This window comes from Paeniglutamicibacter sp. MACA_103 (assembly GCF_045798555.1).
Lineage (GTDB): Bacteria > Actinomycetota > Actinomycetes > Actinomycetales > Micrococcaceae > Paeniglutamicibacter.
Window position 1 is genome coordinate 38,615 of record NZ_JBIXLN010000019.1, and the last position, 25,270, is coordinate 63,884.

Genomic DNA, 25,270 nt, shown 5'->3' on the forward strand with positions numbered 1-25,270 from the left:
CATCAGGTAACGATCTTTTGGAAGACACTGCCCGAGGCGCTAATGCATCCCTGGATTGTAGAGGTTTGTGGTGTAGCGCTTGTCGTGCACGCCAACGTAATGGCCTCCGGGCTTTGCGATACACAAGGCCCACGAAGATCGGACCCAGGGCTACAAACCGGACAGAGTGCTGGTCAGCGGCTGCACATTTCTGGCAGAAAATCGCCCTACGTCGATTATTTCACTTTTTCACAAGCCCCTGTATGGCACTATGCGGCCGTGGGTCAACGTGCTCTCCAATGATCAGGTGACCCCGTGGATTCGCGAAACTGGCGTAACGGGACGGCCGCAGCTGGACCACAAGCGGTTCGCAACCTCAACCAATACGTTGTTCCTGGTATCCAAGGAAGGCGCTGGCGATGGCCTTGATGACGGAAGCGAAAATACGGCGTCGCTGCAGCCAGGCGGACGACTCAAGACTCCTTGATGGCGGTACTCGATGAGGCTGCCAACGTGGTTCACTGGCGCGAGCTGCCCAATGTGTACAGCAGCACGGCTGTCCCTTTGCCATGAAATAAAGCTAGCAGTCTAATGAACTAGGGGATGTCCTACGCAGCAGGAACGTGCCACGCGAATATCAGAACCATCAAGACAAGGCTTTTAGTACTCGAATTGAATGCGAGTGAGGAGCCGCTGGCGCTGCAGCAGCAGGCAAAGCGGGCAGGCCAGGGGCCGGGGCAACCGCCGGCACTGTAGGAGCAGCACTGGGGGCAGCAGTAGCTGGGCGAGCTGGGATGGTCGTAGCTGCCGGGGCATAGGTGGCGTTCTCCTCTTGTGCACCAACGCACACGGTGCCTGCTGTATTTGCGATTGGTGGTTGCCGCGTGAAAACCACCGATCTCATCTCCTCGGCAGTCTCCAACACCTTCCGTTCAAAAACCCGCACCCTGCTGACGATCCTCTCGATCTTCATCGGCGCGTTCACCCTTTCGATCACCAGCGGCCTGGGCACCGGCATCAATTCCTACATTGACGACACCCTCAGCGGCGCAGGCGCTGCCGACGCCATGAGCGTCTCCAAGACCAGCGAGGCTGCTTCCGGGTTCGGCCCCCCGGAAGCGGGGCCGGCCGAATACGATCCCGATGCGGTCTCGGCAGGAGCCCTCGGCGCCCCCGGCGCCACGGTGACCGCGCTGACCCCTGATGACATCACGGCGATCGGGCAGATCGAGGATGTGGTGGCAGTGGAAGCACAGCGCACCATCACCCCGGATTACATCCAGTTTGGCAACGGCGCCCGGTATGTTGCGGGTGCCGGCAGCTTGACGGCCGGGCAGACCATGCTGCTGGCCAACGGCGCGGATCCCGACGACGACTCGGCCGACCTCCAACTGTCCCTGCCCGCCTCGTATGTGGAACCCCTGGGTTTCGACGACTCCGGCAGCGCAATCGGCAAAACGCTCGTCATCGGCATCACCGATGCGCAACGCAAGCAGCATGACATTGAGGCAACCATCGTGGGCGTCACCGAAGAGGCCCTGGCTTCCGCCTTCGGCTCGAGCATCCTGATGAACGAGGCTCTGGGAGACGCGCTCTTCGAAAAGCAGAGCACCGGCCTATCCTCGACGGAGGCCGACAAATTCGCCAACGCGAGCGTGCGGTTCGACCCCGGCGTGGGCGAGGACGGGATTGCCGCGCTCAAGGACCGGCTTGCCGAGGCCGGATACGAAGGAACCACGACTGCAGACCAGCTCGGAATGATCACCAGCGTCGTCGACGGCATCGTGTTGGTGCTCAATGCCTTCGCCATTCTGGCACTGCTGACAGCGGCTTTCGGGATCGTGAACACCCTGTTCATGTCCGTGCAGGAACGCACCCGAGAGATCGGCTTGATGAAGGCCATGGGCATGGGCAGCGGCAAGGTCTTCGGGATGTTCAGCCTCGAAGCCACCTTCATCGGCTTCCTTGGCAGCGCCATCGGTGCAGGCCTGGCGATCGCCGCGGGTACCGGCCTCAGCGCCCTGTTGTCCCGGACACTGCTGGCCGATCTCCCGGGGTTGCAGCTGATCGCCTTCGATCCGATGTACATCGGCGGAATCATCCTACTGGTCATGGTCATTGCATTCCTGGCGGGAACCATCCCTGCCGCGCGCGCCGCAAAGGCGGATCCCGTGGAGTCACTGCGTTACGAGTAAAAGAGACCAGCCCGGGGGCGCGCCTCCCGTGCCAGCGGTGCCCGAATCACCGATGGGCATGGTGCGGCCTCCCGGCGAATGGAACTGCCCGTGTCTTGAACGCCTGCCGTCCCGCTCCCGCTCCCAAGACGCAGAGAGGGAGCAGGAGCATTTCGTGAACATGCGAATGCACTTCAGCCACGACACCCTGCCCCAACGCGTGCCCTTCGGCACCGGCAAGGCCACCGGGCACCTGGCTGCGGAGGCGGACAGGTTCGGCGCCCACGGGGCAGTGTCTGAGACTAGGTTTCTACGCTCGTCCCAAGCTGGCACTCAAATTTCTTGCTAAGGTCCAGCGCCGCACTGACGTCCTCCCACGGCACCGGCCTTCGTCGGTATCGGTCATTTCGCTCCGCGCAGCTTCCTCGGCGCGCAGGTCCTCCAGCTCCAATCTCGCCCTCATGCCGACGAGAGTGAGAACCCACCGGACCCCATCAGAGTTTCGAGGACTCGTCGTGAGCTAAGCATTCCCGTTCTTCGCGCGGTACTCGCTCGGAGGGCATCCGAATGCTCCGTGGAACATCAGGCTGAAATGACTGGGTGACGTCAAACCCCACGACGAGCTGATTTCGGTGAGCGAACGCGATGCGTGCAGCGGGTCGGTGAGGTCGCTGCGGCAACGTTCGAGACGACGTTGCCGGATCGAACTTGCCACGGTCATACCGCTGGCGTGGAATTCGCGGTAGAGCCGCCGCGATGACACGAAAAGCGCGGCGGCAATTAGGTCGACGCCGAGGGACGGATCGCGAAGTCGTTCATCGATCACCCGCAAAGCTTGCTGGAGCAGATTTGAGTCCCGTGACTGCGGTGTGGCTACCGTACCCGCGGCATGCGCAACGAGGATCTCGACAGCCCCGACGCTGTGTTCAATCATTCGTGTTCGAAGCGTTTGGGGTGACCGTGACAGGCCCCGTTCCACCGCGTCGATCGAGAGTCCCAGCGCCGAGGCGACCGGATCGTCGGCCGGCAGTCGCCACACACTGTCGAGCCTTGAGTGCAGTGGCCGCATCATGGGTGAGCCAAGTGGAACAGTGACCGCCACGAGCTCGTATCTGCCATCAAATCGGAGCTCCACAGGCGCGTCCGTGCGGTATATCACGATGTCGCCCGGATTGATCGACGAGTGGTCGCGGTGTTGCACCAGGTTGAGTCGGCCCGACACCTGATAGGAGCAGATAAGGGCCGGCGCGATCGCCGACGTCTGAACGACGCCGTCGCTGGCCCCAGAGTGCGCTGGCGCGGCAATCCGCATGAGGCGCACGTCCTGATGGTGCTCGCTGCGCACACGAGCGGCGAATTCTTGGCCGGTGTCGACCTTCACTTCCCCGAACAGCGCGCTCATGTAGTCGACAAGACCGAATGCGTCCAGCGATGCGCGCCCTTTGTTGAGTCTCTCCGTCATGAAAGCCCTTCCGCCAAACCTTGTCCGCCTAGTGCGAACCTGACCTCACAGTACACAGGCCCAGCCACTATAGGTCGTTCCTCCCCCACTACTGCCGGACGGAGACAAGGCGTGGAAATTCTGGTGCTTCGCCACTCGTCGCGTTGTCAAACCCCGGGAATCTCGTGCCGCTGCGGAGCCGTCTGCACCAGAGATCGCCGGGCTCGAATGCGACGACCCGCAAATGTTCATCGGTGATTCGGCAGCATCAGATCGGCTGAACCCTACACTCGATTCCCGCGGTCGCCAGAGGAATAATCGATCGCAACATCGGGGCGCGCCCGCGGTCGTCGCACGGGTTGCGGACGCCAGGCGATCCTGCCGGTGATGACACAGAGCGGCACCAACCTTCGGAAGACGACCGGTGCCGCTCTGCGTCGGAATCGACTGCGTTAGATCTGCGACAACAGCAGGTGCGAGTCGTGCTCGCCGCCACTGTAGAGCAGATGCCGTCCCCGGTTCACCGTGGGATCAGAAGGCAGCTCAGGGAACTCAGGCCGCTTGAGGCGATCGATACCGTGGATGCGCAGTTGCAGCGACTCGCCAGCGTGGAAGCGGATTGAGTAGGGCCACAGTGGAATCTCGATCGGCACAATTTGACCGGGCTCGACCGGCTCGCTCGTGCGGAACGACTGCCGCGGTTCGAGCTCGGTCGATGCTGCCTCATCGAGGGCACGCAGTGAAACCCGTAGTCGCCCCGACTGGCCAGCGTGCGTCCGGCCGCTGACGACCTCCGTGAGCAGTTCCTGGCCGTCGGCGTCGAGCTTCGACACGGTCACGAACACGTCGAGATCATTGGCCTCCTCCGCAGCCACCCAGAGCTTCACCTTGCCATAGCCCGTGAACTCGGTGTCGCGCGCGATCGGGAGCGTGAAGGTCACACCTTGCTCGTCGGGCTCGTAGGCCAAGACTTCGCTTGCCGCTACGGGCTCCGTGCGAAGCGACCGATCCGCGATGTCAAGGTCATACCTTGTGCTCGTTGCTCGAGCGAGCGGGAAGTCCGACTCAGCACGGTACATGAGGTCGTCGTGGCCCGGGTCGAGTACGGTCAGACGCACGCGGGGGGTCGATTCCCAACCGTTGTCGACGTCCTTGAGGAAATGGTCGAAGAAGCGGCGCATGTCTTCGACATTGACCGGATTAAAATAGTCGTTCCACTCGTGCGTATTGTGGACGCGCAGCCATTTTTGCGGCGACGACATTTTGCGCCAGCCCTGAAACGTGCCACGCGTGTGAAGAATGTTCGTCCACGACGCGACGACGTAGGCCGGCACCTCGATCGAAGCATGATCGACGACCTTCGAGTCCCAGTATTCGTTCATCAGTGGATATCGGTCGAGCGTTGCCAGGGGGGCTTCCGACCGGCCGTCCCCGCGGAGGGCACCTAGGAAGAGGTCAGCAAAGGAGCCATCGGGAATGCCTCCCTTGCAGAACCAATCGCGGTATGCGTCATCCAGCCCTTCCCATGGCGCGATAGCAGCGAGATGCGGCGGTTTCATGGCTGCCACGAACCACTGTGTGATGGCGAGCCACGAATTACCAGTCAGCGCGACCTTGCCATCACACCAGGACTGCTCGGCGACCCACTCGATGGTGTCGTACTCGTCTTCGGCTTCCTGCGTGCCGAACCAGTGCAGGTCCCCCTCGGACTTCCAGGCACCGCGGGCGTCTGGGTTAACAACCGCGTATCCGTGGCTTACCCAGTAGCCGGGATTGAGGCCCTCGAACTTGTTGAGACCGTCTTCCCACTCGGTCTTGACGTCCATCCTGCCGGGCAGGAACGTGTCGTGATTGATAATGCCGCCGCGCTTGCCGTATGGGCTCCACGCGAGGAGCGCGGCTACTGGTGCGTCACTGTCGGCCGGACGGAATACATCCGCGTAAATCGTCGTTCCGTCGCGCAGCACAATGGCCACATCGCGTTCTTCCAGCACGTCACAGGGCAGCGGCATGCCGCCTTCGCGGTGGATCGAGCCGCGCGGATGCACAGTGGTACCTGGCGCGAAGCCGGGGTACGGCGATTGTTCGGCGCTCTCGAGCGGTGAGTAGATGATCGGCAGATGGTCCGGTACGCCGCGAACAGTGCCGTCACGGGTCGGTATCGGAGCGGCGTTGGGTTGTGCCACGAGATTCTCCTTTGAATGAAACTGGCGATGGATTGCGCCAGCGTAGGCATCCGGCAAGGGCGGGGGCATTCGGAATCCTGCCAGCAGCCATGCGCATTCCCGCCAACCGCGATCTCGCGTGCTTGACCGGACGCAGCGGAAGCAAATCTCGCTAATCGGGTCTTGTCGTTTTTCGAAGTCGATTGCACTGATCTATCCGGAAGTCCGGGAGCGTGCAGCCGACTTTGAACAGTTGTTTTTCAGTCGGCTGCACAGCAGCCATTTTGTATTGAAGGCGTCTGCACGACCATTAGCGATGGCTTCGAAACTCCGTCCTCTTCGGTGGCGGGTATGACAGAAGATGCGCCGCCGATCGTTGAGCGGGGTCAGCTGACGATGTCTGATGCTGCTTGGGATATAGCGGTGCAGCAGGCTGCTGTGATTGCTTCCTTTGGCCGGACTTGATGTCGTTGGTCATGGGGTGGCGGACGATGCTGCCCCACGGTTCGGTGTTCCCCATCGACAGGTTGCCAGGCTGGTCGAGGGCTTCAGGTGAGGTACCGTTCTGGTGATGGACTTGGTTCCCGGACGGTCAGGTGGCGGCAGGGGCGGGATCCGATGGTCGCCGCCCATAGAGGCGGTGGTTGAGGAGTTTGTCCGCAAACGCTATTGGAAGCGGCAGGAGCTTTCGCTGGCGGTGGTTCACCGGGATATTGTCTGTGCTTGCGTGGAGCGGGGATTGCGGGCACCTGCACGAACCACTGTTGCCCGCAGTGTCGCCGTTCTCCACCCAGCGGCAGCCACCGGCCGACGGGGAGGCACCGATGCTGCCCGTCCATTGCAGGCGGCAGGAGGATGTGTTCCCGCGATTAGCGCCCAAGTATCGAGCTTGCGATCTTGCATTCACATTTATCCGGCATTTGCCAAGCAGCCTGAGCCAGACTTATGGACTTATCGCCAGGCAGGACGGCCCGGCTCTTCCGACCGAAGCGGATGACAAAGCCCTTCTGCAACGGAGCCCCCAGCAGAGGCCAAGCTTCACGGGACACTGGAACTGGAATGGATATCCCGCCGGGTTCAGCGTCAGTCCTTGCAAGTAACCACCCCTTCGTCACCATTGACCCTCGACCCCCACCCAATGTAAGTTCATGTTCATATTAGCTATGGCATGCCTCACTCTTCCGGGGCCTCCGTACCTTAACCAGTTAGGAGCTCGACGTGTTCAAGAGCGATGACAGCGTGCGAGGATCGAACGCCCGCCCCGGTCAGCAGCCGGCGATCTCCCCGGTGGCCTGGACGGGGAGAGATATCTGATGCGAGCCGCTCATGAACCCGGCCTGAGTTGGCGGGCCAACACCAGGCACGGTGCCTGGCCTGGTCTGTCCGGAAGGTCGCGTAGAAGGAGAGGTTCGCGATGACTCTAGCTGGCTTGGACGTACTTGCGGCGGAGAATGCCGCTCATTGGCGCGCGATGCCGGTCTCACGCCTATTGGACGGCGGGATGCAGTATGCCGACGTCGTGTCGCTCGAAGGCGCCACCAGCGAAGGCAAAGCGTGGGATGTCACCCTGGAGCGGACGGGGCTTAGGCGCCTTGATCGCGCTGGTGCCGCTTCCAGCGCGGGTCACCGGGTCACGGCTGCTGGTGAGTACCGGGCCGCTGCTGCTGCTTTTGCCTTTGCACAGATGGCTATCAATACGGACACTGCTCGCAAGCTGGAGCTCTATGAAGGGTTCGTTGGGGCGGTAAGGGAGGCGGGTCGGCTGGCACCACGGGCAGTCAACCGTATTGAGCTGCCCTTCCAGAACGGGGCCCTGGTGGGCTGGCAGGTCCAACCGGTTGGTGATACCTCCCGCGGAACGGTGATCGTATTCGGGGGCCAGAGCGGCTGGGGTGCCACCTATCTCCGTTACGCGGACGCCCTGGGCGACCGTGGGCTCACCACGATCTTGGCCGAAGGGCCGGGCCAGGGTGAAACCCGCATGCGTCACCACGTGTACCTGGACGTGGATGTCACGGCCGCTTACGGTGAGTTCGTCGCGTACGCCCGTACGCTCGATAGCGGCCCCGTGGGGCTGTGGGGCAACAGCATGGGGGGGCTTTATGCCGCGCTCACGGCGGCGGCCAACAGCGAGGTGGACGCCGTGTGCATCAATGGTGGCCTTGCCGAACGACACCTAATGGAGTTCCGGGCGTTCCGGGAGCAGGCGGGGGCCATGCTCGGTTCGGAGGACGCATCCGCCATTGAGGAGAACTTCCGCCGACTGCGCTTCGATGCGGGTCGACACCGGATCGAATGCCCGGTTCTGGTGGTGCATGGTGGTGCGGACCCGCTGGTGCGGTTGGAGGACCAACAGCCCTTCCTCGAAGCTGCCCGCTCTGAGGCCACCTTGAAGGTCTGGGACGACGGCAACCACACGATCTACAACCACAGCGACGAACGGAACAATGTGGTCACGGACTGGTTCGCGGATCAATTCAGTGCCGGGACGGCCCGCTGAGTGGAGTCCGGCCGGGCTTATCGCGGTGGCTCAGAGGGCTCTTGCCCGAGCGGGCAGAAGAGGTAGGCCTGGTTCGTTCGGACAAGACGCTTAATCAGGTCATCCCACCGGCGGGGCTGGTTTGATTCCAGCAATCCGCGTTGGCCGATGCGATGGGCGCAGGCGGAGAAGGTCAGGCTGTAGATGTAGTCGACGGCTTCTTCGGGCGAATCGTGCACGATCAGCGAGCGGTGCCGCAGGATTGGTGCCCCGAACAGCTTGCCAATGGCCAGGCTGGCCTCGCGGCCGTCAGTGAAGACGGTTTCGTTCTGCAGGCCCAGGAAGAGCTGCTGGCGAACGAATTTTTCGTAGTCCCTGAAATTTTCACACAGGGCCAGGGTCGCGGCTTCGACGGCCAACAGCGGATTGAGCTGGCTGGGACCTCGGTCTTCGATGCGCTTCACGAAGTGTTCGCGGAAGGTGCGCAGGAACTCCAGCTGGGTGGCATGGACCAAGTGCTCCTTGTTGCCAAAGCGCCGGTAGATTGTACCGACGGAGACTCCGGCGACTTCGCTGACCCTGGTCGTGGTCAGATCCTCGAGGCCTTCCTTGCCCATGATCCCGAGAGCAGCCTGGAGGATTCGGTATTCGGTCATTCGGCTGCGGTCCTGTAGGGCCGGAGGCTTGGCGGGCAGTGCGGGCATGCTTCCGACCTTACAGGACCGGTGCGCCTAGTTGCGGTGCCGGGAAGAGCCAATGCCCTGTTTACCGGGGGCGAGGATACCCTTCGGGTCGAGATGGGCCTTCAAGGAGGTGACGAACCGTCGCAGCGCGTGGTCGTTGTGCCCGTACTGGTCGCTGACCAGGTCCATGAAGTCCACGTGGGCGCGGTATTCGCCGTAGCCCAGGCGGGCGGCCTCGACGACGAGTTTCGTGTAGATGTCCCGCACGGTCTGATACCGGGCTTCGTCGTCGAGGTTATAGATCAGCAAGGACGCGTGGATGGCGAAGCGCTGATAGAGCAGGATGCCGGCGTGATAGTCGATTCCCTGGGACTCCTGTTCGGTCCTGACCAGCGAGACGATCCGACGGACATCCCGGCCGGTAAGGGGCACCGTCGAGGCAAAGGACAGGTGCCCGCCGGGGGCGCCGTCCCAGTCGAGCATCTTCAGCATCGACAGGTCGGGCACGCCGGCCTGGACCTTCTGCTTCTGGTCCAGGTCCTCGGATTCGAGGACGACCCGGTCCAGATCCAGCAGGCTCCCGGTGACGGTCGCCCCCTCCAGGCTCGCGAAGGCGTCTTCGATGCGCTGGCGATGCCGGGCGACGACGGCTTCGTCCCCGTAGAGGGCGAAGCGCATGGTCCAGGCGCCCAGGCCTTGGCTGCGACCAATGGACAGGGCGACGTCTTGGGGCAAGGGTCCGGGTTGATCCCAGAGGTCGGCCCGGGTGACCTTCGTGGACAGGGCACAGTGCGGATTGAATATCGAGGGGCAGTTGCCCACGGTGCCGTCGAGCATGAAGGGCCGGAACCGGTCGATCAGCTCTTCGAGGTCCTCGTCGCGCTCGATGGTCAGCCACCCGTCAAAGTACGCTTCGGGCCGGGGCATGACCCAGAGCCCCATCTTCGTGACGACCCCAAGATTGGACTGCATGAACAGGCCCTCCACGGAGGGCCCGAAGCCACGCTTGTTCAGATGCCAGGTCTGGGCCCCGTCCAGGGCGCCCATTCCGGTGCGGATCACTTCTCCATCCGGGAGAACGACCTCCATGCCGCACACCGAGGCGGCGTGGTCGCCGTTGAGGGTGTATCCGTTGCCGTGCTCCAGGGCGTTTCCCAGCACGGAGCCCCAGCCCAGATCAGGCACGTCGATCATGAGCCGCTTGCCTGACTGGCGGACCGCCTCGTAGAGGTCGAAGTAGGAAACACCGGGCTCGACCACGATATAGGCGAGCTCCTCGTTGATCTCCAGCACCTGGTTCATGCGCCGCAGGCTCACCACCACGGTGTCGACCTCGGCGGCGGCGGAGCCCCCGTAGCCATTGTTGCGCCCCTGCGAGTTCACCCAGACGGAGACGCCGTGGTCCTGGGCGATCTTCAACACCTGCTGGACCTCCTCGACCGTGGCGGGCAGTAGCACCGCCGGAGCCAGAGGACGGGTCGAAGCGGGGGCATACGGGTCGGTGAAGTTGCTGACCTCCTCCTCGGTCGTCAGCACGTGTTCCCGGCCCAGGGCCGTGGCCCAGTCCTGGACGGCCGCGGAGAGGTTCGATGCGGTCGCGGTCTCACTCAAGGGCGCCGTAGTCTGATCTGTCATGTCGTGTTCCTGTCTGGATCTGAATCTGGGTTTGGTCCGGTCAGCGGACCGGCTGGCCTGCAAAGGCGGCCTGCACACCGGCTTGGCGGTCCTCCACGAGGGGCCACAATTCCGGATGGGTGATCGCATACAGATCACCGTTCTTGATCGCACGGCCAACCAAGCGCCCGCACTCGATCGCGGGCATCCACCGCATCGAGGCCAGCGGTCCCTCGACAGAGGCATCCACGTCGAAGAGCCCACTTGTCTCCTCCGCCGGACGGGAGCGGAGACCTGCCTTGATGTTGCTGCGCACCGGACCCGGACAAAGCACGGTGGCCCCAACCCGGGAACCGTCTTCTTCCAATTCGCGGGCCAGGGCCTCGGTGAGACCGACGACCCCGAATTTGGAGGTCGTGTAGGAGCCTAGATTGGCGAATGAGGTCAGGCCAGCCATCGAACTGGTATTGACGATGTGGCCTCCCTCCGGGTTCTGCGACAGCAGCGGCAGGAAGGTGTGCACGCCGTTGATCACGCCGAAGAGGTTGACCTCCAGCATCCAGCGCCAGTCCGCCAGGGAGAGGTCCTTGATCCGTCCCATCGAGCCGACGCCGGCATTGTTGACCACGATGTGCACGGCCCCGTACTCAGCGACCGTGTACTCGGCGGCCGCGACGAGGTCTTCGGGCTTGGTGACGTCGGTCTTGATGCCCTTGCAGCCCAGTTCCTTAACGGTGGCCGCCAGAACGTCCTCTTCGATGTCGCCGATGACGACGTTCATGCCTTCCTCGAGGAAGTGTTCGGCGATGCCGCGGCCGATGCCGGAGGCTCCTCCGGTGATAAAGGCGGTCTTTCCCGTGAGGTCCGTGAATGCTGACATGTGATTCTCCTTAGCGATGTGTTGATGCAGTAGGGGTGGTGAGATGGGTCAGAAACCAGTCGCCGACGAGGGCGTTGCGTTCGGCTGCATGGTTGTAGAGGTTGTGCTGGCCGTCGGGCCAAGTCTGCAGCCGGGACGCCGGGTGGGTTGCCTGCGCCAGGAACGGTTCCTGCGCGATGGACGGAGCCAGGGGGTCCTGACCTCCGTTGAGCACCAGGCAGGGGACGCGGATTTGTGCAGTCTCTTCCCCGGGTTCGGGGGGAAACTGCAATTGGGTTAGCTCCTGGTCCATCCGGTTAATGTCGTCGGTGCCGAGGAACGCTCCGAGCTGTTCCCGGGCCGAGGGCCCGGACGGCACCGAGATCACCGCCGGTCCACAGTTGATGACACAGGCAGCAACCCGCTTGTCACGCGCGGTCACGTGCGCGGCGATGAGACCGCCGAAACTGTTGCCCAGGATGCCGATCCTTCCTGGCAGTCCGAGCGCCTCGGTGGCGACATCCACGAACGTGCCGAACCCACCGATCGACTCCCGGGACCCGTAGAGCCGGTGCTTCAGTCGCGACCGTCCTTGTCCTGGCCCTTCCACCAGCAGGCACGCCAGGCCGCGGTCCACCAGGGCCTCGGCGACGGGCAGGTACGCCATGCCCCAGCCGCTCAGCCCACCCCACACGATCACCGTGGCGACCGGCTCGGCGTGCCGGGGCGTGAGCAGCCAGCCGTTCAGCTCACCGTGCTTGTAGGGAGTGGTGAACTCTCGAATCTCGGCCGGCCTCAAAGCGACAAGTTCGGCGATGGCCGCATCCAGCCGCTCGTAGTCGTCGGTCTTGTGCGCGGTGTCCCGGTCATGGGCCATCTGTGCGAAGGTGAACGCGGCGATCGCGTACCGTGCCGCGTCCAGTGCGGTGGCACGGAAGCCACGGGCCGTCGCCTGATCGCGGCGGTGGGCCTGCCGTTCGCCCAATTCCCGCGCCACGACGTGCCAGGGCTGGCCGTGGAGGGTCCTATCCAACAGTTCGCGGGCGTCGGCATGATCCATGCCGCAGTCGACCAGACGGGTGAAGGGCATGTCGCGGTGGAGCGCTTCTGCGCCCTGCCCCGCGCGCTCCACAGTCGCGGTATTCCTCACCGTCCCCGGCACCTCGTCAGGCATGCTGACTGAAGGCACGAGGCTCGCCCTGCACTGTCAGGTCCAGCCGTTGGCCCAAGTCGGCGATCACGGCCGGTAGCTCCTCGGCCGTCGCGGTGGCGTGCACCAGGTGGTCCGGTCGAATGACCAACGCCTGCGCCGCGTGTGCTTTCAGATAGTCGACGTAGGTGCTATCGACATCTTCGACGTCCACGTCGAGCACGTGGACTTGGGTTTTCAGGGTGGAGAGGATTGCCCGTTCGGGATCCCCCAGTTGGTCCAACGCCCCGGGCAGGGCGAGCAGACGGAACCCGGCCCCCAGCACGTCATCACCCCGCTGTGCCTGACCATCCCGGGCGAGCACTCCTTGCGGCGACATCTGTCCGGTCGGTGAGTCCTGGGAGGCCGACGGCAGCAGGGACCCTTCGATGCGGGGCAGGGTCAGCGGCGGCGGAGTCATTCCGGACATGAACGCCGCGTCCCGGGCAGCGGCTGCCTCCCGGTCGGTAGTGTTGGCGATCTTGCCCAACGCTATCGACATTTCAATCACGGCCGTGGCATGCGGCATCCGCTCTTCCTGATAGGTGTCCAACAGGGCCTGCGGGGCACGGCCCGTGGCAACCAAGTCCAGCTTCCACGCCAGGTTGGCCGCATCGCGGATCCCGGAGCAGGCCCCCTGGCCCAGATACGGGGGCGTGACGTGCGCGGCGTCACCGGCCAGGAAGACCCGACCCTGACGCCATTCATCAGCCGTGCGACCAACGAACGTATACGACAAGTGGCGGATGATCTTGAGATCCTTCGGCCCGAGGCCATGGGTGCGCTCCAGCCACTCCCACGCCGCCTCCGTCTTCTCAAACTGCGCGGCGTCCTCACCGGGCAGGACCGCGAACTCAAAGCGCTGCCGGTGCAGTCCGATGCCCATGAACATGTGCCCCCGGGCCGGGTCGCAGAACTGCTTCGCGCTGGTGAAGCTACCGTCATGCGGTCGGAGCCACTCAGTATCAATGTTGATCCACTGCTCGTGGAAATCGAAATCCTTGCGGCCGGTGCCCATGACCTCCCGGACCACGCTACGGTTCCCGTCAGCACCGATCAGGTAGTCGACGTCTAGCGACACCGCGGCTTCTTCGTTCGCAGCTTTCCCTTCCCAAGGAGCAATTCGCAGGTGCACCCCAGCCTCATCCTGGCTGTAGTCAATCAGTGCCCACCCCTGGCGGATCTCCACATTCGGCAAGGACCGGAGCCGCTCGTCGATAGCATCCTCAATGTCCGGCTGGTGAATGGAATTGCGGGCCGGGTAGCCCTGGTCACGTGTGATGGTCGGGACTTCCAGCAGAAGTTCGTTTTTCCCGTTGAACCACTCGTAACGGATCGGGGTTGAATCGGCAAGGGCCTTGTCGATGTCACAGATACCCTGCAGGATCCGCGCGGTCTCATCATCAATGTGTGTGAGCCGGGGCAGGCCATACAGCTTGGGCCACCGTTCAATGACGACGACCTCGTGACCGAGTTGGCCGAGGAGGGCAGCGGCGGACATGCCCGCCGGTCCATAACCGACCACGGCGATCTTGGCGGGGGCTGCGCTTGTGAGCACGGGAGACTCCTGACTAGTGTGCTTGATACGGAACAGCGACATGGTGTGAACCACGTCACTGACAATGTGAACATAAACTTACATTTCTATGCGCGATCTGTCAACGGATAATCTCTCCTCCATTTATTCGTTGACAACAACCCGGTACAAATGTATAAATTGGACTCACACAATCCGCCGTTCTTCCTGTGAGCATCGCTGACGGTGCGGATTGCCGGGACCCATGGTCGAGCCGCAGCGTACGGTCAGGCCGGGGCACCCCGGGCCCGAGCGAAACAGGGCGCAGCGAAGGAAGTAACCCCTACGTTGACCGGCCCTCCGCCGCGTCGGCGATCTTTTAGGCCAGCCGGGACGCACTCCTGTCGGCTGGCCATATCTAGGAAGGCACATACCTATGTTGAAGTTCGAGCACACGACCCTGGGACAGCGGGTCCTATTCGGCACCGGGCAGGCAGCCAAGCACGTGGCCGCCGAGATCTCCCGGCTGGGCGTGACCCGCCCGATGGTCATCGCCGGCGCCCCCGAGCGCGCCCTGGCCGAGGTTGCCACCGCCGAGATCGTCCCCGCCCTGTGGTGGGACGAGGTCATCCAGCACGTCCCGGCTGAGGTCGCCGAGAAGGCCCGGGCAGCGGCGGCCATCGAGTCCGTGGACGTCATCGTCTGCGTCGGCGGCGGCTCGACCACCGGCCTGGCCAAGGCCGTGGCCCTGACCACCGGGCTGCCGGTGATCGCCGTGCCCACCACCTACGCAGGTTCCGAGGCCACCAACGTGTGGGGACTGACCGAGGACCGCACCAAGACCACCGGCACAGACCCCCGGGTGCTGCCGACCACCGTGGTCTACGACGCGGACCTGTCCAAGACCCTGCCCGTGGGCCTGTCCGTGGCCTCCGGGCTGAACGGCATGGCCCACTGCGTCGACTCCCTCTGGGCCCCAAACGCCGACCCGATCAACCAGGCTCTGGCCCTGGAAGGGGCACGTGCGCTGGGCCTGGCCCTGCGGGGAATCGTGGCCAACCCCGACGATATGGACGCCCGCGAACAAGCCCTCTACGGGTGCTACCTGGCCGCAGTGTCCTTCGCCTCGGCCGGTTCCGGGCTGCACCACAAGATCTGCCACGTGCTCGGCGGCACCTTTGATCTGCCCCACGCCCAGACCCACGCCACCGTGCTGCCCTATGTGCTGGCGTTCAACGCCCCGGCCGTGCCCGAGCTGGCCGGCAGGCTGGCCATCGCCCTCGGCGGCGAAGCCTCCACGCACGACCCTGCCGACGCCGCGGTGGCCGCCCTGCGCGAGCTCTACTCGGCGGTGCAAGCGCCCGCCCGGCTGGCCGACTACGGGTTCACCGAGGCCGGGATCCCCGAAGCGGTCCAGCGCGTGGTCAAGGCGGCACCAGCGTCGAACCCCACGGCCGTCACCGAGCAGAACATCACGGCATTGCTGACCGAAGCACTCACCGGTGCCACCCCCATGGTAGCCACCACGCCTGCTCGCTAATCCACCCACCCAGAACCGAGGAGGATCCCATGACGGAGACCACCAGCACCGATTCGCCCGCTTTTCCCGCTGCCATTTCCACCCAACAGCAGGCGGTCGAGCAGACCCTGACGAACAACGTGCTCGCCTCCTTCGAGGACTGCACCGACCCGCGGCTGAAGCAACTCATGCAGTCCCTGGTTTCCCATCTGCACGCCTTCATCCGCGATGTCCGGCTCACCGAAGCCGAATGGAACACCGCGATCGAGTTCCTCACCCAGGTCGGGCACATCACCGATGACCGCCGCCAGGAATTCATCCTGCTCTCCGACATCCTCGGGGTCTCGATGCAGACCATCAACGTCAACAACGACGCATTAGGCAACGCCACCGAGGCCACCGTCTTCGGCCCCTTCTTCGTAGAGGACGCCCCCGAAATCCCGATCGGCGGGGACATTGCCGGAGGTGCTTCCGGCCAGCCCTGCTGGGTCGAGGGCACCGTGAAGGACACCGACGGCTCATCGATCCCGCATGTGCGGATCGAGGTCTGGGAGGCCGACGAAGACGGCTTCTACGACGTGCAGTACCCCGACAACCGGGTGACGGGGCGGGCCCACCTCTTCAGCGACGACCAGGGAAACTACCGCTTCTGGGGCCTGACCCCGACCCCGTACCCCATCCCCCACGACGGCCCCGTCGGGAAACTGCTCGAGGCCACTGGCCGGTCCCCCATGCGCGCCTCCCACCTGCACTTCATGGTCACGGCCGAGAACCACCGCACCCTGGTCACGCACATCTTCGTGCGCGGCGACGAGCTGCTGAAACACGACACCGTCTTCGGCGTCAAGGAGTCCCTCATCAAGGACTTCGCGCAACAGCCCGCCGGGACCCCCACCCCCGACGGCCGCGACCTGCTGGACGCGGTCTGGACCCGGGCCCGCTTCGACATCGTCCTCGCCCCCGCCAGCATCCTGTAACCACACTTCCTCCCCCTCTTCGTCGCGGCCACCCGACACCCGGCCCGCAGCGACGCCCTTTGCACCACCCACTTCACTGCAAGGAGAAGAAATCCATGAAGATCGGCATCATCGGGGCCACCGGCAAAGCCGGCTCGGCCGTGTTCCAGGAGTCCGTAACCCGCGGCCACGACACGGTCGCGATCGTGCGCGACCAGGCTCGGGCCACCGAAGTCCTGGGAGACCAGGCACCGGTCCTGAAGCGTGACGCCTTCGCGCTCACGGCCGAAGACCTGGCGGGATTCGATGTCGTGGTCGACGCCTTCGGCACGTCACCGGACCAAGCTCAAAAGCATGTGGACCTGGCCCGGCATCTGGTCGAATGTGCAGGACCGAAGCAGCCGCGACTGGTGTTCATCCTCGGCGCCGGCTCGCTGGTCACCGGCGAGGACCGCCACCTGTTCATCGAAGAGATCCGGAAGGCACCGGGCGCCGAGGCCTGGATAAGCATCCCGGAGCAACAGCTTCAGGAGCTGGCGTACCTGCGCACCATTGAGCACGTGAAATGGGTCGGCGCATCACCGCAAGCGACGTTCGCCCCGGGCAGGGCGAGCAAGCCGATGATTGGAGTGGACGAACTGCTGCTAGCGGCCGACGGTAAGTCCCACACCACGACCGGGACCATGGCCGTCGCCCTCCTCGATGAGATCGAGCAACCGAGGCATCACAACACCCGCTTCACTGTCGGTGACGCCTGAGCCACGCAGTCACGACGGTCGCCGGAAAACTCCGCTCATAGCGCCACATCCATGTCCCGCAGCCATCGACCTCGTTTGTGCCTCACTGCCCTGTTCGCATCGCACAGGGCAGTGGGGGATGCAAATGGCGGGCCCAGCTTCAAGCTGGGCCAAGTGTGCATCGACTGGTCGACTCCACCGCCCCGTCACCGGACGCTTCACCAGCAACACCTGGGCCCTGCCGGCTAAACAGGTTCCTTAGCGCCAACCGATGTTCCTTTATTGGTATCAGACCCCATGATTGGAACGGGCTAAAGGCCAGACGAAGGCCCGTCCCGGGCAGGGAATCGCCCTACCGTCGGATATTTCACTTTTTCACAAGCCACCCCTCTAATGCCCGGCTTCACGAACCCCCATGCCCCCGACTCCACTTCCCACGGTTCCAAGAGGCCCAGGCGCGTGCCGGCCTGTGGTCCAAGGCAACTGCAGTCTCCTGTGCCGGGCTGGCCGTCCTGGCCATCGCCGGATGTGCGCAGCTGCCCGGCAACACCGAGGACGCCGCCCAGGTTTCCCCGGCCGTGGAGGCCACGGCCCCGGTGATCGAGGGCCCGGAAGAGCTCGCGGTGAAGGTCATGAACGTGTTTGCCCGGCCCGATGAATCGGAACAGCGCTGGCACGCCGAGATACGCCCCTATCTGGAGAAGGAATACGCCCTCGAGGCAGAGTACATCGACCCGGCACGAATCCCGTTCGACAAGATCCTTTCCGGCCCCGTGCTGGAAGGCGACGCCCACAACCCGCAAATACTCACGGCCGGCTTCAAGCCCAACGCCGGCCACCTAGTACGTCGAGCTGCACGAGAATACCCCCCCCCGGCGGGGAGTGACTGGTCGGCGGCATCCACCAGACACCCTGAATCCCGGAATCACCGGCATTTCAACTAAAGCAATAAATTAAATAATTGATTGCATCAGAGAATGTAAACAACAGCGCTAAATTCACAAGCCGCCCCTAAACGCGCAATCCATTACTCCTCATACTCCATCTCCCAACGCATCATGGGGCAGTTTTCCCGACCCTGGACTCGTTTCACGGGTTCCCCGCGTTTTCCACCGCTTTGCTAAAACCAGAAGGGTCCAGGCGCCAGGGTTCGGCGACGGCGGTACGGACTTGGCGAGGGGGAAGCCGGTGTCCTCGCGGCTTAAGAACAGTGAATCGCGGATCCGGTCCAGCTCCAGAACGATCAACGAAGGCAGTCTTATGTTCCTGCACTGCAGGCTTGTTTATTCAATGACTATCCCGGTTGTCCCACGGAGTTATCTGGAACACACTTCGAGGGTACGTGAAGCTGCATCAGTGTCGAGGACATCCTCTGCGCCTGTTAGCGGGAAGGAACCTTCTCTTTTGCGTCGTTTCACGGACGGATGCCCCGCTTTCCCTGTTCATTTCTTCAGCCAGATGACCACCTATCCGAGGGGAGAAGAGACCATGTTGTGGCACCGAGCCACCTTAACTAGCACTCGCCAGTAGGCGTCTAATTCAAGCGCCCCGGGTAAAACACCCCGCCCAGACAAACTCCCGCAACTGAAAGCGTCTGACATCGATGGACTTACCGCTTCCCCGTGACTTGGGCTTCACTACAGACACGAGTTCGTACTCCACCACCAACACAAGCTGTTGGAGCGCGCCGCCGAGTCGTGATGCGCCAGGCTTCTCCACCGGTAACGTTCGCAAAGCACGCGGACGATGTCTGGGCCCTGGTGATCGGGTGACATGCAAGCCTGCCGCCGCGGTGACCTAGACCGTTCGGAAGAACTCTGAGCAACCCTCCTAACGGGCTAGGAACGGCGTACGGACTCGACGGATCTGCCCGTCGCCATATCGCCCCAAGTCACCGGGCGACCCAGCGCACTGCGGCGCGTTGCGCGACTTTGGCCAAGCGGCCGGTTGCTTTGAAGGGGCAAAAGCGCACCGTTTGGGGCCGCCGAGGGCTCCCCGACCGGAATCTACAGCCGACCGTTGGCATTACTGCAAAACGCAGACATCGTGCAGTGATCCTCTGGAGCCAACCCGGAGCCATTAATTGTCCAATTTCCAACTTTTCAGGAGTGTGACGCATTCCATGTCTGCATACGCTGACGCCTACGCACGAAGTATCGCCGACCCAGAGTCATTCTGGCTCGAGGCCGCAGAAGCAATCGACTGGTACGAAAAGCCCCAGCGCGCGCTTGACGACTCCGAGGCACCCTTCTTCGAATGGTTCCCTGATGGGGTACTCAACACCTGCTACAACGCCCTAGACAGACACGTCATCCAAGGGAACGGCGACCGGGATGCTCTCGTGTGGGATTCGGCGATGACGAATCCCACGAAGCACTATACGTATAGTGAACTCCTTGAGCAGGTCCGCCGGTTTGCAGGTGCTCTTCGTGACAGGGGCGTCCGCCGAGGAGACCGTGTGCTGATCTACCTGCCGATGGTTCCCGAAGCCGCGATCGCGATGCTGGCCTGCGCCCGGCTCGGCGCGGTTCATTCAGTAGTGTTTGGAGGATTTGCCGCTCCTGAATTAGCCGCGCGGATCGACGACGCAGAGCCCACAGTGATCGTGGCTGCATCCTGTGGTCTGGAACCGGGCCGGGTCGTGGAGTACATGCCGATCATCCGGGCCGCGTTGGACAGGACGCGTCATCGTCCCGATTGCACGATCATCCTGCAACGTGAGCAGTCCATGTCCGAGCTAGGGGAACATGAACTCGATTGGGATGAAGTGATTTCAGCTGCCGAACCCGCCGATTGCGAGCCGGTTAGGGCGACCGACCCGCTGTACATCCTCTACACCTCGGGAACCACGGGCAAGCCCAAAGGTGTCGTCCGCGACAACGGAGGCCACGCGGTGGCCTTGGCCTGGTCTCTGCCCAACATCTACAACGTTCACCCGGGCGATACGATGTGGGCAGCCTCAGACGTGGGATGGCAGGTCGGCCACACCTACACGGTGTATGGCCCACTCATCAGCGGTGCCACTACTGTCATGTTCGAGGGAAAGCCGGTCGGAAATCCCGACGCCGGTGCCTTTTGGCGCGTAATCGAGACTCATCAAGTCAAAGTGCTACTCACCGCACCGACAGCGATGCGGGCTATCAAACGGGTTGATCCAGACGCTATGTGTTTGGGTGGGTACGACATCAGTAGCCTGGAGACGCTGTTCTTGGCCGGAGAAAGGCTCGATCCGGACACCTACTACTGGGCCAGCAACGTCCTGGACGTTCCGGTCGTGGATCACTGGTGGCAGACAGAAACCGGATGGCCGGCTTGCGCGAATCTCCGGGGGCTCGAACCGATGCGCCTCAAGCCGGGGTCACCCTCGGTTCCGGTGCCTGGGTTCGATATTCGCGTGCTCTCGCCGGACGGCAACCCGGTGGCCCCCGGGACCGAGGGGATGCTGTGTATCAGATTGCCGCTACCGCCAGGCATGCTGACAACCCTATGGCAGGACCGGGAACGCTATCGCAAGGCATACCTGAATGAGTTCGACGGTTATTATCTTACCGGCGACAGCGGTCTGATCGATGAGGATGGATACGTATTTGTCATGGGTCGCACCGACGACGTCATTAATGTTGCTGGCCACCGATTGTCTACCGGCGTCATGGAAGCAGTGCTGGCTGCCCATCCGGCGGTCGCGGAGTGCGCGGTTATCGGAGTACGGGATGACTTGAAGGGGCAAATAGCTCGGGGCTTCGTGGTCTTGAAGTCCGGTGCCAGCATCAGCGAGGACCTCTTGCGTGAGCAGATCGTCGCCTCCGTCCGTGCGGAGGTCGGTCCGGTGGCGGCGTTTCGCGAGCTGTTCGTTGTGGAGGGTCTCCCCAAGACCCGCTCCGGGAAGATCTTGCGCCGCAGTATGCGTGCTATCGCGGAAGGGCGCGATGAGGCGCTGCCCGCCACCATCGAGAACCCTGAAATCCTGACGTCGCTATTTCCAATACTTCAAGGTAGACACGCAACCGGTGAACATTGATCGAACGAGACCTCCGGCTCCTCGGAGTGGCACAAGACCGACCGGCTCCGTCTGAGTGGCCTCCCACAATTTCAGGTTGCCGCAAAGCGCCAAAAGAGTGTACCTGTGGGCGAACTCCATCAGGAAAGTACTGGTCAGTGCAACAGAAAGTTAGAGGACGGATTGCACGATTTCGCTAGCCGAAGGCCCATTTAGCCGTGTTTTCTCGGTGAAAACTCCGGGGAGATTTTTCGGACGGCCGCTCACGGCAGCCATTGAATCAGTTACTGGAAGCAGAAACCAACGAGGCCGCAAGCGGACACTGGGCGAAACGGAGAGCCGCGAACTGCACCGCCTCCGGTGCACGCGCAAAAAAATACTAATAGAAACGCGAGGATAACTCTTGAAAACACGAATCGCCTTTATAGGACTTGGCCAAATGGGTGGTCCGATGGCAGCCAACCTAGCGGGGGGCGGGATATGAGGTCACAGGCTTTGACCTAGCAGTTTCGTCGCTTGATCAGGCCCGCGCCAATGGAATCAGGATTGCAGAATCCGCGGTAGCTGCCGTTGAGGCAGCTGACGTGGTTATCACTATGCTTCCAGCCGGGGGCCACGTGCTGGAACTTTACTCAGGAACAGCTGGTTCTGCTGGCTTGTTGTCGGTGGCCTCCCCTGGCGCCCTCTTCGTCGACTGTTCCACCATCGCCGTAGACGATGCCATGTCAGCGCACGAGATGGCGGCGTCAGCCGGCCACCGGTGTCTGGAGGCACCCGTTTCTGGCGGTGTTGTAGGTGCCGCTGCCGGCACTTTGACCTTCATGGTCCGGGGATCAAATTCTGACTTTGCTCAGGCCGGACCGCTTCTCGACGTGATGGGCAGTCTAAAGGTGTACTGCGGCGGTCCGGGGACCGGTCAGGCAGCCAAGATCTACAACAACATGATTTTAGGCATCTCCATGATCGCGGTGAGTGAAGCCTTTGTTTTGGGGGAAAGGCTTGGGGTGAGCAACGAGGCACTATTCGACGTGACTTCAAACGCGTCCGGACAATGTTGGGCGCTCACCTCCAAGTGCCCTGTACCAGGTCCGGTGCCCAACAGCCCGGCCAACCACGATTTCCGTCCTGGTTTCGCGAGTGCCCTGATGGCAAAAGACTTAGGCTTGGCGGCCAGTGCCTTGGCTTCCGCCGGACTTGAGGACGTCGGGTTGGGAGGCAGAGCAACTGAGATGTATCGCGATTTTGCCACGGCCGGAGGTGCTGAACAGGATTTTTCCGCAATCATCACCGTCGTTAGGGCCAATTCATCGGAATCAAACTTCGCTGATCAGCCCACCGCACCTGGGCTGGGTACTATGCAGAATTCTGCATAATCGCGGATTCTTCATAATGGGTACCGCATGACCATAAATTCGAGTGAACCGCAACGTGGTCTGACAGCTCCTTTCGCGGAAGCGTGGTCAAAAATCCGACAGGTCGGAATATAACCGCGAATTCATCGCTGGGGGATCCCAGTATTCGGATTCTTCGTTCAATGAACATCATCCTCCCGTAGAGAGGACCATGCATGGACTATGGAACGTAACCTCAATCGGAGTGACAGCCAAGGCCTCACTCCCTCCCGGAAGGCAATACGCGTGACTACTGAAACGAACAGGACAGCGGAACCGCGAGGTCCCCGCATCGTCATTCTGGGCGGCGGGATTGGAGGGCTCGCGGCAGCCGGCTTCCTGCACCGCGCCGGGCTGACCGCTACCGTCTACGAACAGGCGCCAGAGCTGGGTGCAGTCGGAGCAGGCCTGGTCGTCTCGCCCAACGCCGTACGTCTGATACGCCGGCTCGGGAGTATCGATGCCTTCCTGGAAACGGCAGTGCCACTGGATGTGGGATGGGAATTCCGCCGATGGGAGGACGGCTCAGTCCTGTCAGCAGAGCAGCTCACCGACAGGTGCGAGGAACTCTACGGCGAACGCACCTATGTGGCCCACCGCGCCGATCTTCTAGACGTCGTCAAAGCTGCGGTCCCGCCGGAGTGGCTGCACCTTGGCAAACGCTGCGTGGAAGTCCAGCCGAACGATACCGGCGCCAGGCTCATCTTTGATGATGGCAGCACCGTCGATGCAGACGTCCTCATCGGCGCCGACGGGGTCCACTCGGTGGTGAGAAACGCGATTGCCGGTCCCGGTTCTGCGGAGTATTCCGGCATGTGCGCCTACAGGGCCATCGTCCCCATGGAGGACGCCCCTGAGTTTGCACGGCGAGCATCTCAGACGTTGTGGATCGGCCCCGACCACCACCTGGTGCATTACCCGATATCCGGCGGCAGCGCAGTCAACATTGTGGCGTTCGGTCCTGCCGAAGACTTCACTGCCGAATCGTGGAGCACGAAGGCCACAGTCGATGAGCTGCTTGCCGAATTTGCTGGCTGGGATCCCCGGCTCACGGAACTAATCCAGGCAGCCGGCACGCCGGGACGCTGGGCACTGCTGGACCGTGAACCGTTGGCGCAATGGTCCTATGGCCGGATTACCCTGCTCGGCGATGCCGCCCATCCCATGTTCCCGTTCTTCGCACAAGGCGCCGCCCAGGCCATCGAAGACGGAGCCGCCCTCGCACAGTGCCTGTCCGATGATCCCGAGGATCCGGCCCGGGCGTTGCGAACCTATGAACAGGTCCGCATCGGGCGAAGCACAAAAATTCAGCTGCTCAGCCGCGCCCGTAAACACATCAATCACCTGCCCGACGGCCCTGAACAGCGGGAGCGCGACGGTGCCCTGGCCCAGGGCGATCCCCTGGTCAGCAACGGTTGGCTCTACGGCCACGACGCCGAACTCGCAGCACGGAAGTCCTTGGTCTGATGTTGACTTTTGTTCATGAAACCCTAGGCCAGCGGGTCCTCTTCGGCACAGGGGCGGCTGCGGCCAACCTCGCCTCGGAAGTGGCCCGACTCGGAGCGAAGCGCGTCATGATGATCGCCTCCGACTTCGAGACCGAGATGGCCCGCATGGTTGCCGCTGACATTGAGGTGGCGCTGTGGCACCACGATGTGATGATGCACGTGCCCATCGAAACGGCCGAGAAGGCTCGCGTCGCCGCGGCTGAGCAAGGCATCGACCTTCTGGTGTGTGTCGGTGGGGGCTCGACGACGGGACTGGCCAAGGCGGTCGCGATGACATCCCGCCTACCCATCATCGCTGTCCCCACCACGTATGCCGGGTCGGAAGCGACGAACGTGTGGGGCTTGACCGAAGCATCCCGGAAGACCACTGGCGTGGACGCCGCCGTCCTGCCTGTCACGATCATCTACGACGCGGCGCTGACTCTGTCTCTGCCCGTGGATCTATCAGTAGCATCAGGCCTAAACGGCATGGCGCATTGCATCGACTCCATGTGGGGCCCTCGCGTTGACCCGATAAACGCCGCCCTTGGCGCCGAAGGGATCCGTGCACTCAGCCAGGGCCTGCCGCTGATCACCGGGGACCCATCCGGGACGGAGGGGCGCGAACAGGCCCTCTACGGCGCTTACCTGTCGGCTGTTGCGTTCACCTCCGCCGGGTCCGGGCTGCATCACAAGCTCTGCCACGTCTTGGGCGGAACTTTCAACCTCCCGCATGCCCAGACCCACGCCACGGTGCTCCCCTACGTCTTGGCGTTCAACGCGCCATACGCGCCCGAGGCCGAGGCCCGCATTGCCGCAGCCTTTGGCACCGCTAAGGCACTGACCGGTCTTCAGGAGCTGCGCAAACGCTTGGACGCGCCCAAGGCGCTGGCGGACTACGGATTCACGGCCGACGGGATCGCAAAAGCCGTCTCCATCGTCCTCCCCGCCGTGCCGGCTTCCAATCCGCGTCCGGTCGCCACCGAAAACCTCACCCGGCTCCTGCAGGCGGCCCTGACCGGCGAAGACCCGGCCGTCCTGCTGGACTGATCCTCACTGACGCCTCATCAAGCCGGCAGAGTCG

General features: G+C 63.0%; 16 protein-coding genes and 1 pseudogene. 10 read left to right on the forward strand and 7 right to left on the reverse strand.

All coding sequences use genetic code 11. From position 1 onward, the window contains the following. Positions 1–863: 863 nt before the first annotated feature. Positions 864–2,174 carry an ABC transporter permease gene (locus ACIPVK_RS10785; RefSeq protein ID WP_407611977.1) on the forward strand — a complete coding sequence of 437 codons (1,311 nt, stop codon included), beginning with the start codon at positions 864–866 and terminating at the stop codon, positions 2,172–2,174. A 499-nt stretch (positions 2,175–2,673) separates the two neighbouring features. Here ACIPVK_RS10785 and ACIPVK_RS10790 read toward each other — a convergent pair whose 3' ends face one another. Further along, positions 2,674–3,615 carry a helix-turn-helix domain-containing protein gene (locus ACIPVK_RS10790; RefSeq protein WP_407611978.1) on the reverse strand — a complete coding sequence of 314 codons (942 nt, stop codon included), beginning with the start codon at positions 3,613–3,615 and terminating at the stop codon, positions 2,674–2,676. Between the two features lie 431 nt (positions 3,616–4,046). Continuing rightward, positions 4,047–5,780, reverse strand: coding sequence for a CocE/NonD family hydrolase (locus ACIPVK_RS10795; RefSeq protein ID WP_407611979.1), 1,734 nt, complete (start codon positions 5,778–5,780; stop codon positions 4,047–4,049). A gap of 1,393 nt (positions 5,781–7,173) precedes the next feature. Between ACIPVK_RS10795 and ACIPVK_RS10800 the strand changes: the two genes are divergently transcribed. Beyond that, entirely contained in the window at positions 7,174–8,259 is a 1,086-nt protein-coding gene (locus tag ACIPVK_RS10800) for an alpha/beta hydrolase (protein ID WP_407611980.1), read from the forward strand. Between the two features lie 17 nt (positions 8,260–8,276). Here the strand turns inward: ACIPVK_RS10800 and ACIPVK_RS10805 are convergent, their stop codons facing one another. The 5 genes from ACIPVK_RS10805 to ACIPVK_RS10825 form a co-directional block, all read right to left on the reverse strand. Then, the gene (locus tag ACIPVK_RS10805; protein WP_407611981.1) at positions 8,277–8,894 is read right to left on the reverse strand and encodes a TetR/AcrR family transcriptional regulator; all 618 of its coding nucleotides are present in this window, start codon (positions 8,892–8,894) and stop codon (positions 8,277–8,279) included. Positions 8,895–8,969: 75 nt separating this feature from the next. Continuing rightward, positions 8,970–10,556 (reverse strand): FAD-binding oxidoreductase, encoded by a 1,587-nt coding sequence (locus ACIPVK_RS10810; protein ID WP_407611982.1) that lies wholly within the window; start codon positions 10,554–10,556, stop codon positions 8,970–8,972. 40 nt (positions 10,557–10,596) lie between these two features. Beyond that, positions 10,597–11,415, reverse strand: a complete 819-nt coding sequence (locus ACIPVK_RS10815) for an SDR family oxidoreductase (protein ID WP_407611983.1) — start codon at positions 11,413–11,415, stop codon at positions 10,597–10,599. A 10-nt stretch (positions 11,416–11,425) separates the two neighbouring features. Next, entirely contained in the window at positions 11,426–12,583 is a 1,158-nt protein-coding gene (locus tag ACIPVK_RS10820) for an alpha/beta hydrolase (protein WP_407611984.1), read from the reverse strand. Beyond that, positions 12,561–14,141: a bifunctional 3-(3-hydroxy-phenyl)propionate/3-hydroxycinnamic acid hydroxylase gene (locus ACIPVK_RS10825; RefSeq protein ID WP_407611985.1), complete on the reverse strand. Its 1,581-nt coding sequence runs from the start codon at positions 14,139–14,141 to the stop codon at positions 12,561–12,563. Before ACIPVK_RS10825 ends, ACIPVK_RS10820 begins: the two co-directional genes overlap by 23 nt. A 394-nt stretch (positions 14,142–14,535) precedes the next feature. Between ACIPVK_RS10825 and ACIPVK_RS10830 the strand changes: the two genes are divergently transcribed. The 8 genes and pseudogenes from ACIPVK_RS10830 to ACIPVK_RS10865 all read left to right on the forward strand — a co-directional run bounded on the left by ACIPVK_RS10830 (position 14,536) and on the right by ACIPVK_RS10865 (position 25,236). After that, positions 14,536–15,639 carry a maleylacetate reductase gene (locus ACIPVK_RS10830; protein WP_407611986.1) on the forward strand — a complete coding sequence of 368 codons (1,104 nt, stop codon included), beginning with the start codon at positions 14,536–14,538 and terminating at the stop codon, positions 15,637–15,639. Positions 15,640–15,668: 29 nt separating this feature from the next. After that, positions 15,669–16,595: an intradiol ring-cleavage dioxygenase gene (locus ACIPVK_RS10835; protein ID WP_407611987.1), complete on the forward strand. Its 927-nt coding sequence runs from the start codon at positions 15,669–15,671 to the stop codon at positions 16,593–16,595. A 95-nt stretch (positions 16,596–16,690) separates the two neighbouring features. Beyond that, complete coding sequence (locus tag ACIPVK_RS10840) at positions 16,691–17,332, forward strand: NAD(P)H-binding protein (RefSeq protein ID WP_407611988.1); 642 nt, start codon at positions 16,691–16,693, stop codon at positions 17,330–17,332. A gap of 557 nt (positions 17,333–17,889) precedes the next feature. After that, the gene (locus ACIPVK_RS10845; RefSeq protein ID WP_407611989.1) at positions 17,890–18,255 is read left to right on the forward strand and encodes a hypothetical protein; all 366 of its coding nucleotides are present in this window, start codon (positions 17,890–17,892) and stop codon (positions 18,253–18,255) included. Between the two features lie 1,178 nt (positions 18,256–19,433). Next, positions 19,434–21,329: an AMP-binding protein gene (locus tag ACIPVK_RS10850; protein ID WP_407611990.1), complete on the forward strand. Its 1,896-nt coding sequence runs from the start codon at positions 19,434–19,436 to the stop codon at positions 21,327–21,329. A 418-nt stretch (positions 21,330–21,747) separates the two neighbouring features. Then, a pseudogene (gene mmsB, locus ACIPVK_RS10855) lies at positions 21,748–22,681 on the forward strand (3-hydroxyisobutyrate dehydrogenase). A 264-nt stretch (positions 22,682–22,945) separates the two neighbouring features. Beyond that, on the forward strand, positions 22,946–24,166 hold the full coding sequence (locus ACIPVK_RS10860; protein ID WP_407611991.1) for an FAD-dependent monooxygenase: 1,221 nt from the start codon (positions 22,946–22,948) through the stop codon (positions 24,164–24,166). Continuing rightward, positions 24,166–25,236 (forward strand): maleylacetate reductase, encoded by a 1,071-nt coding sequence (locus ACIPVK_RS10865; RefSeq protein WP_407611992.1) that lies wholly within the window; start codon positions 24,166–24,168, stop codon positions 25,234–25,236. Before ACIPVK_RS10860 ends, ACIPVK_RS10865 begins: the two co-directional genes overlap by 1 nt. Positions 25,237–25,270: the final 34 nt, after the last annotated feature.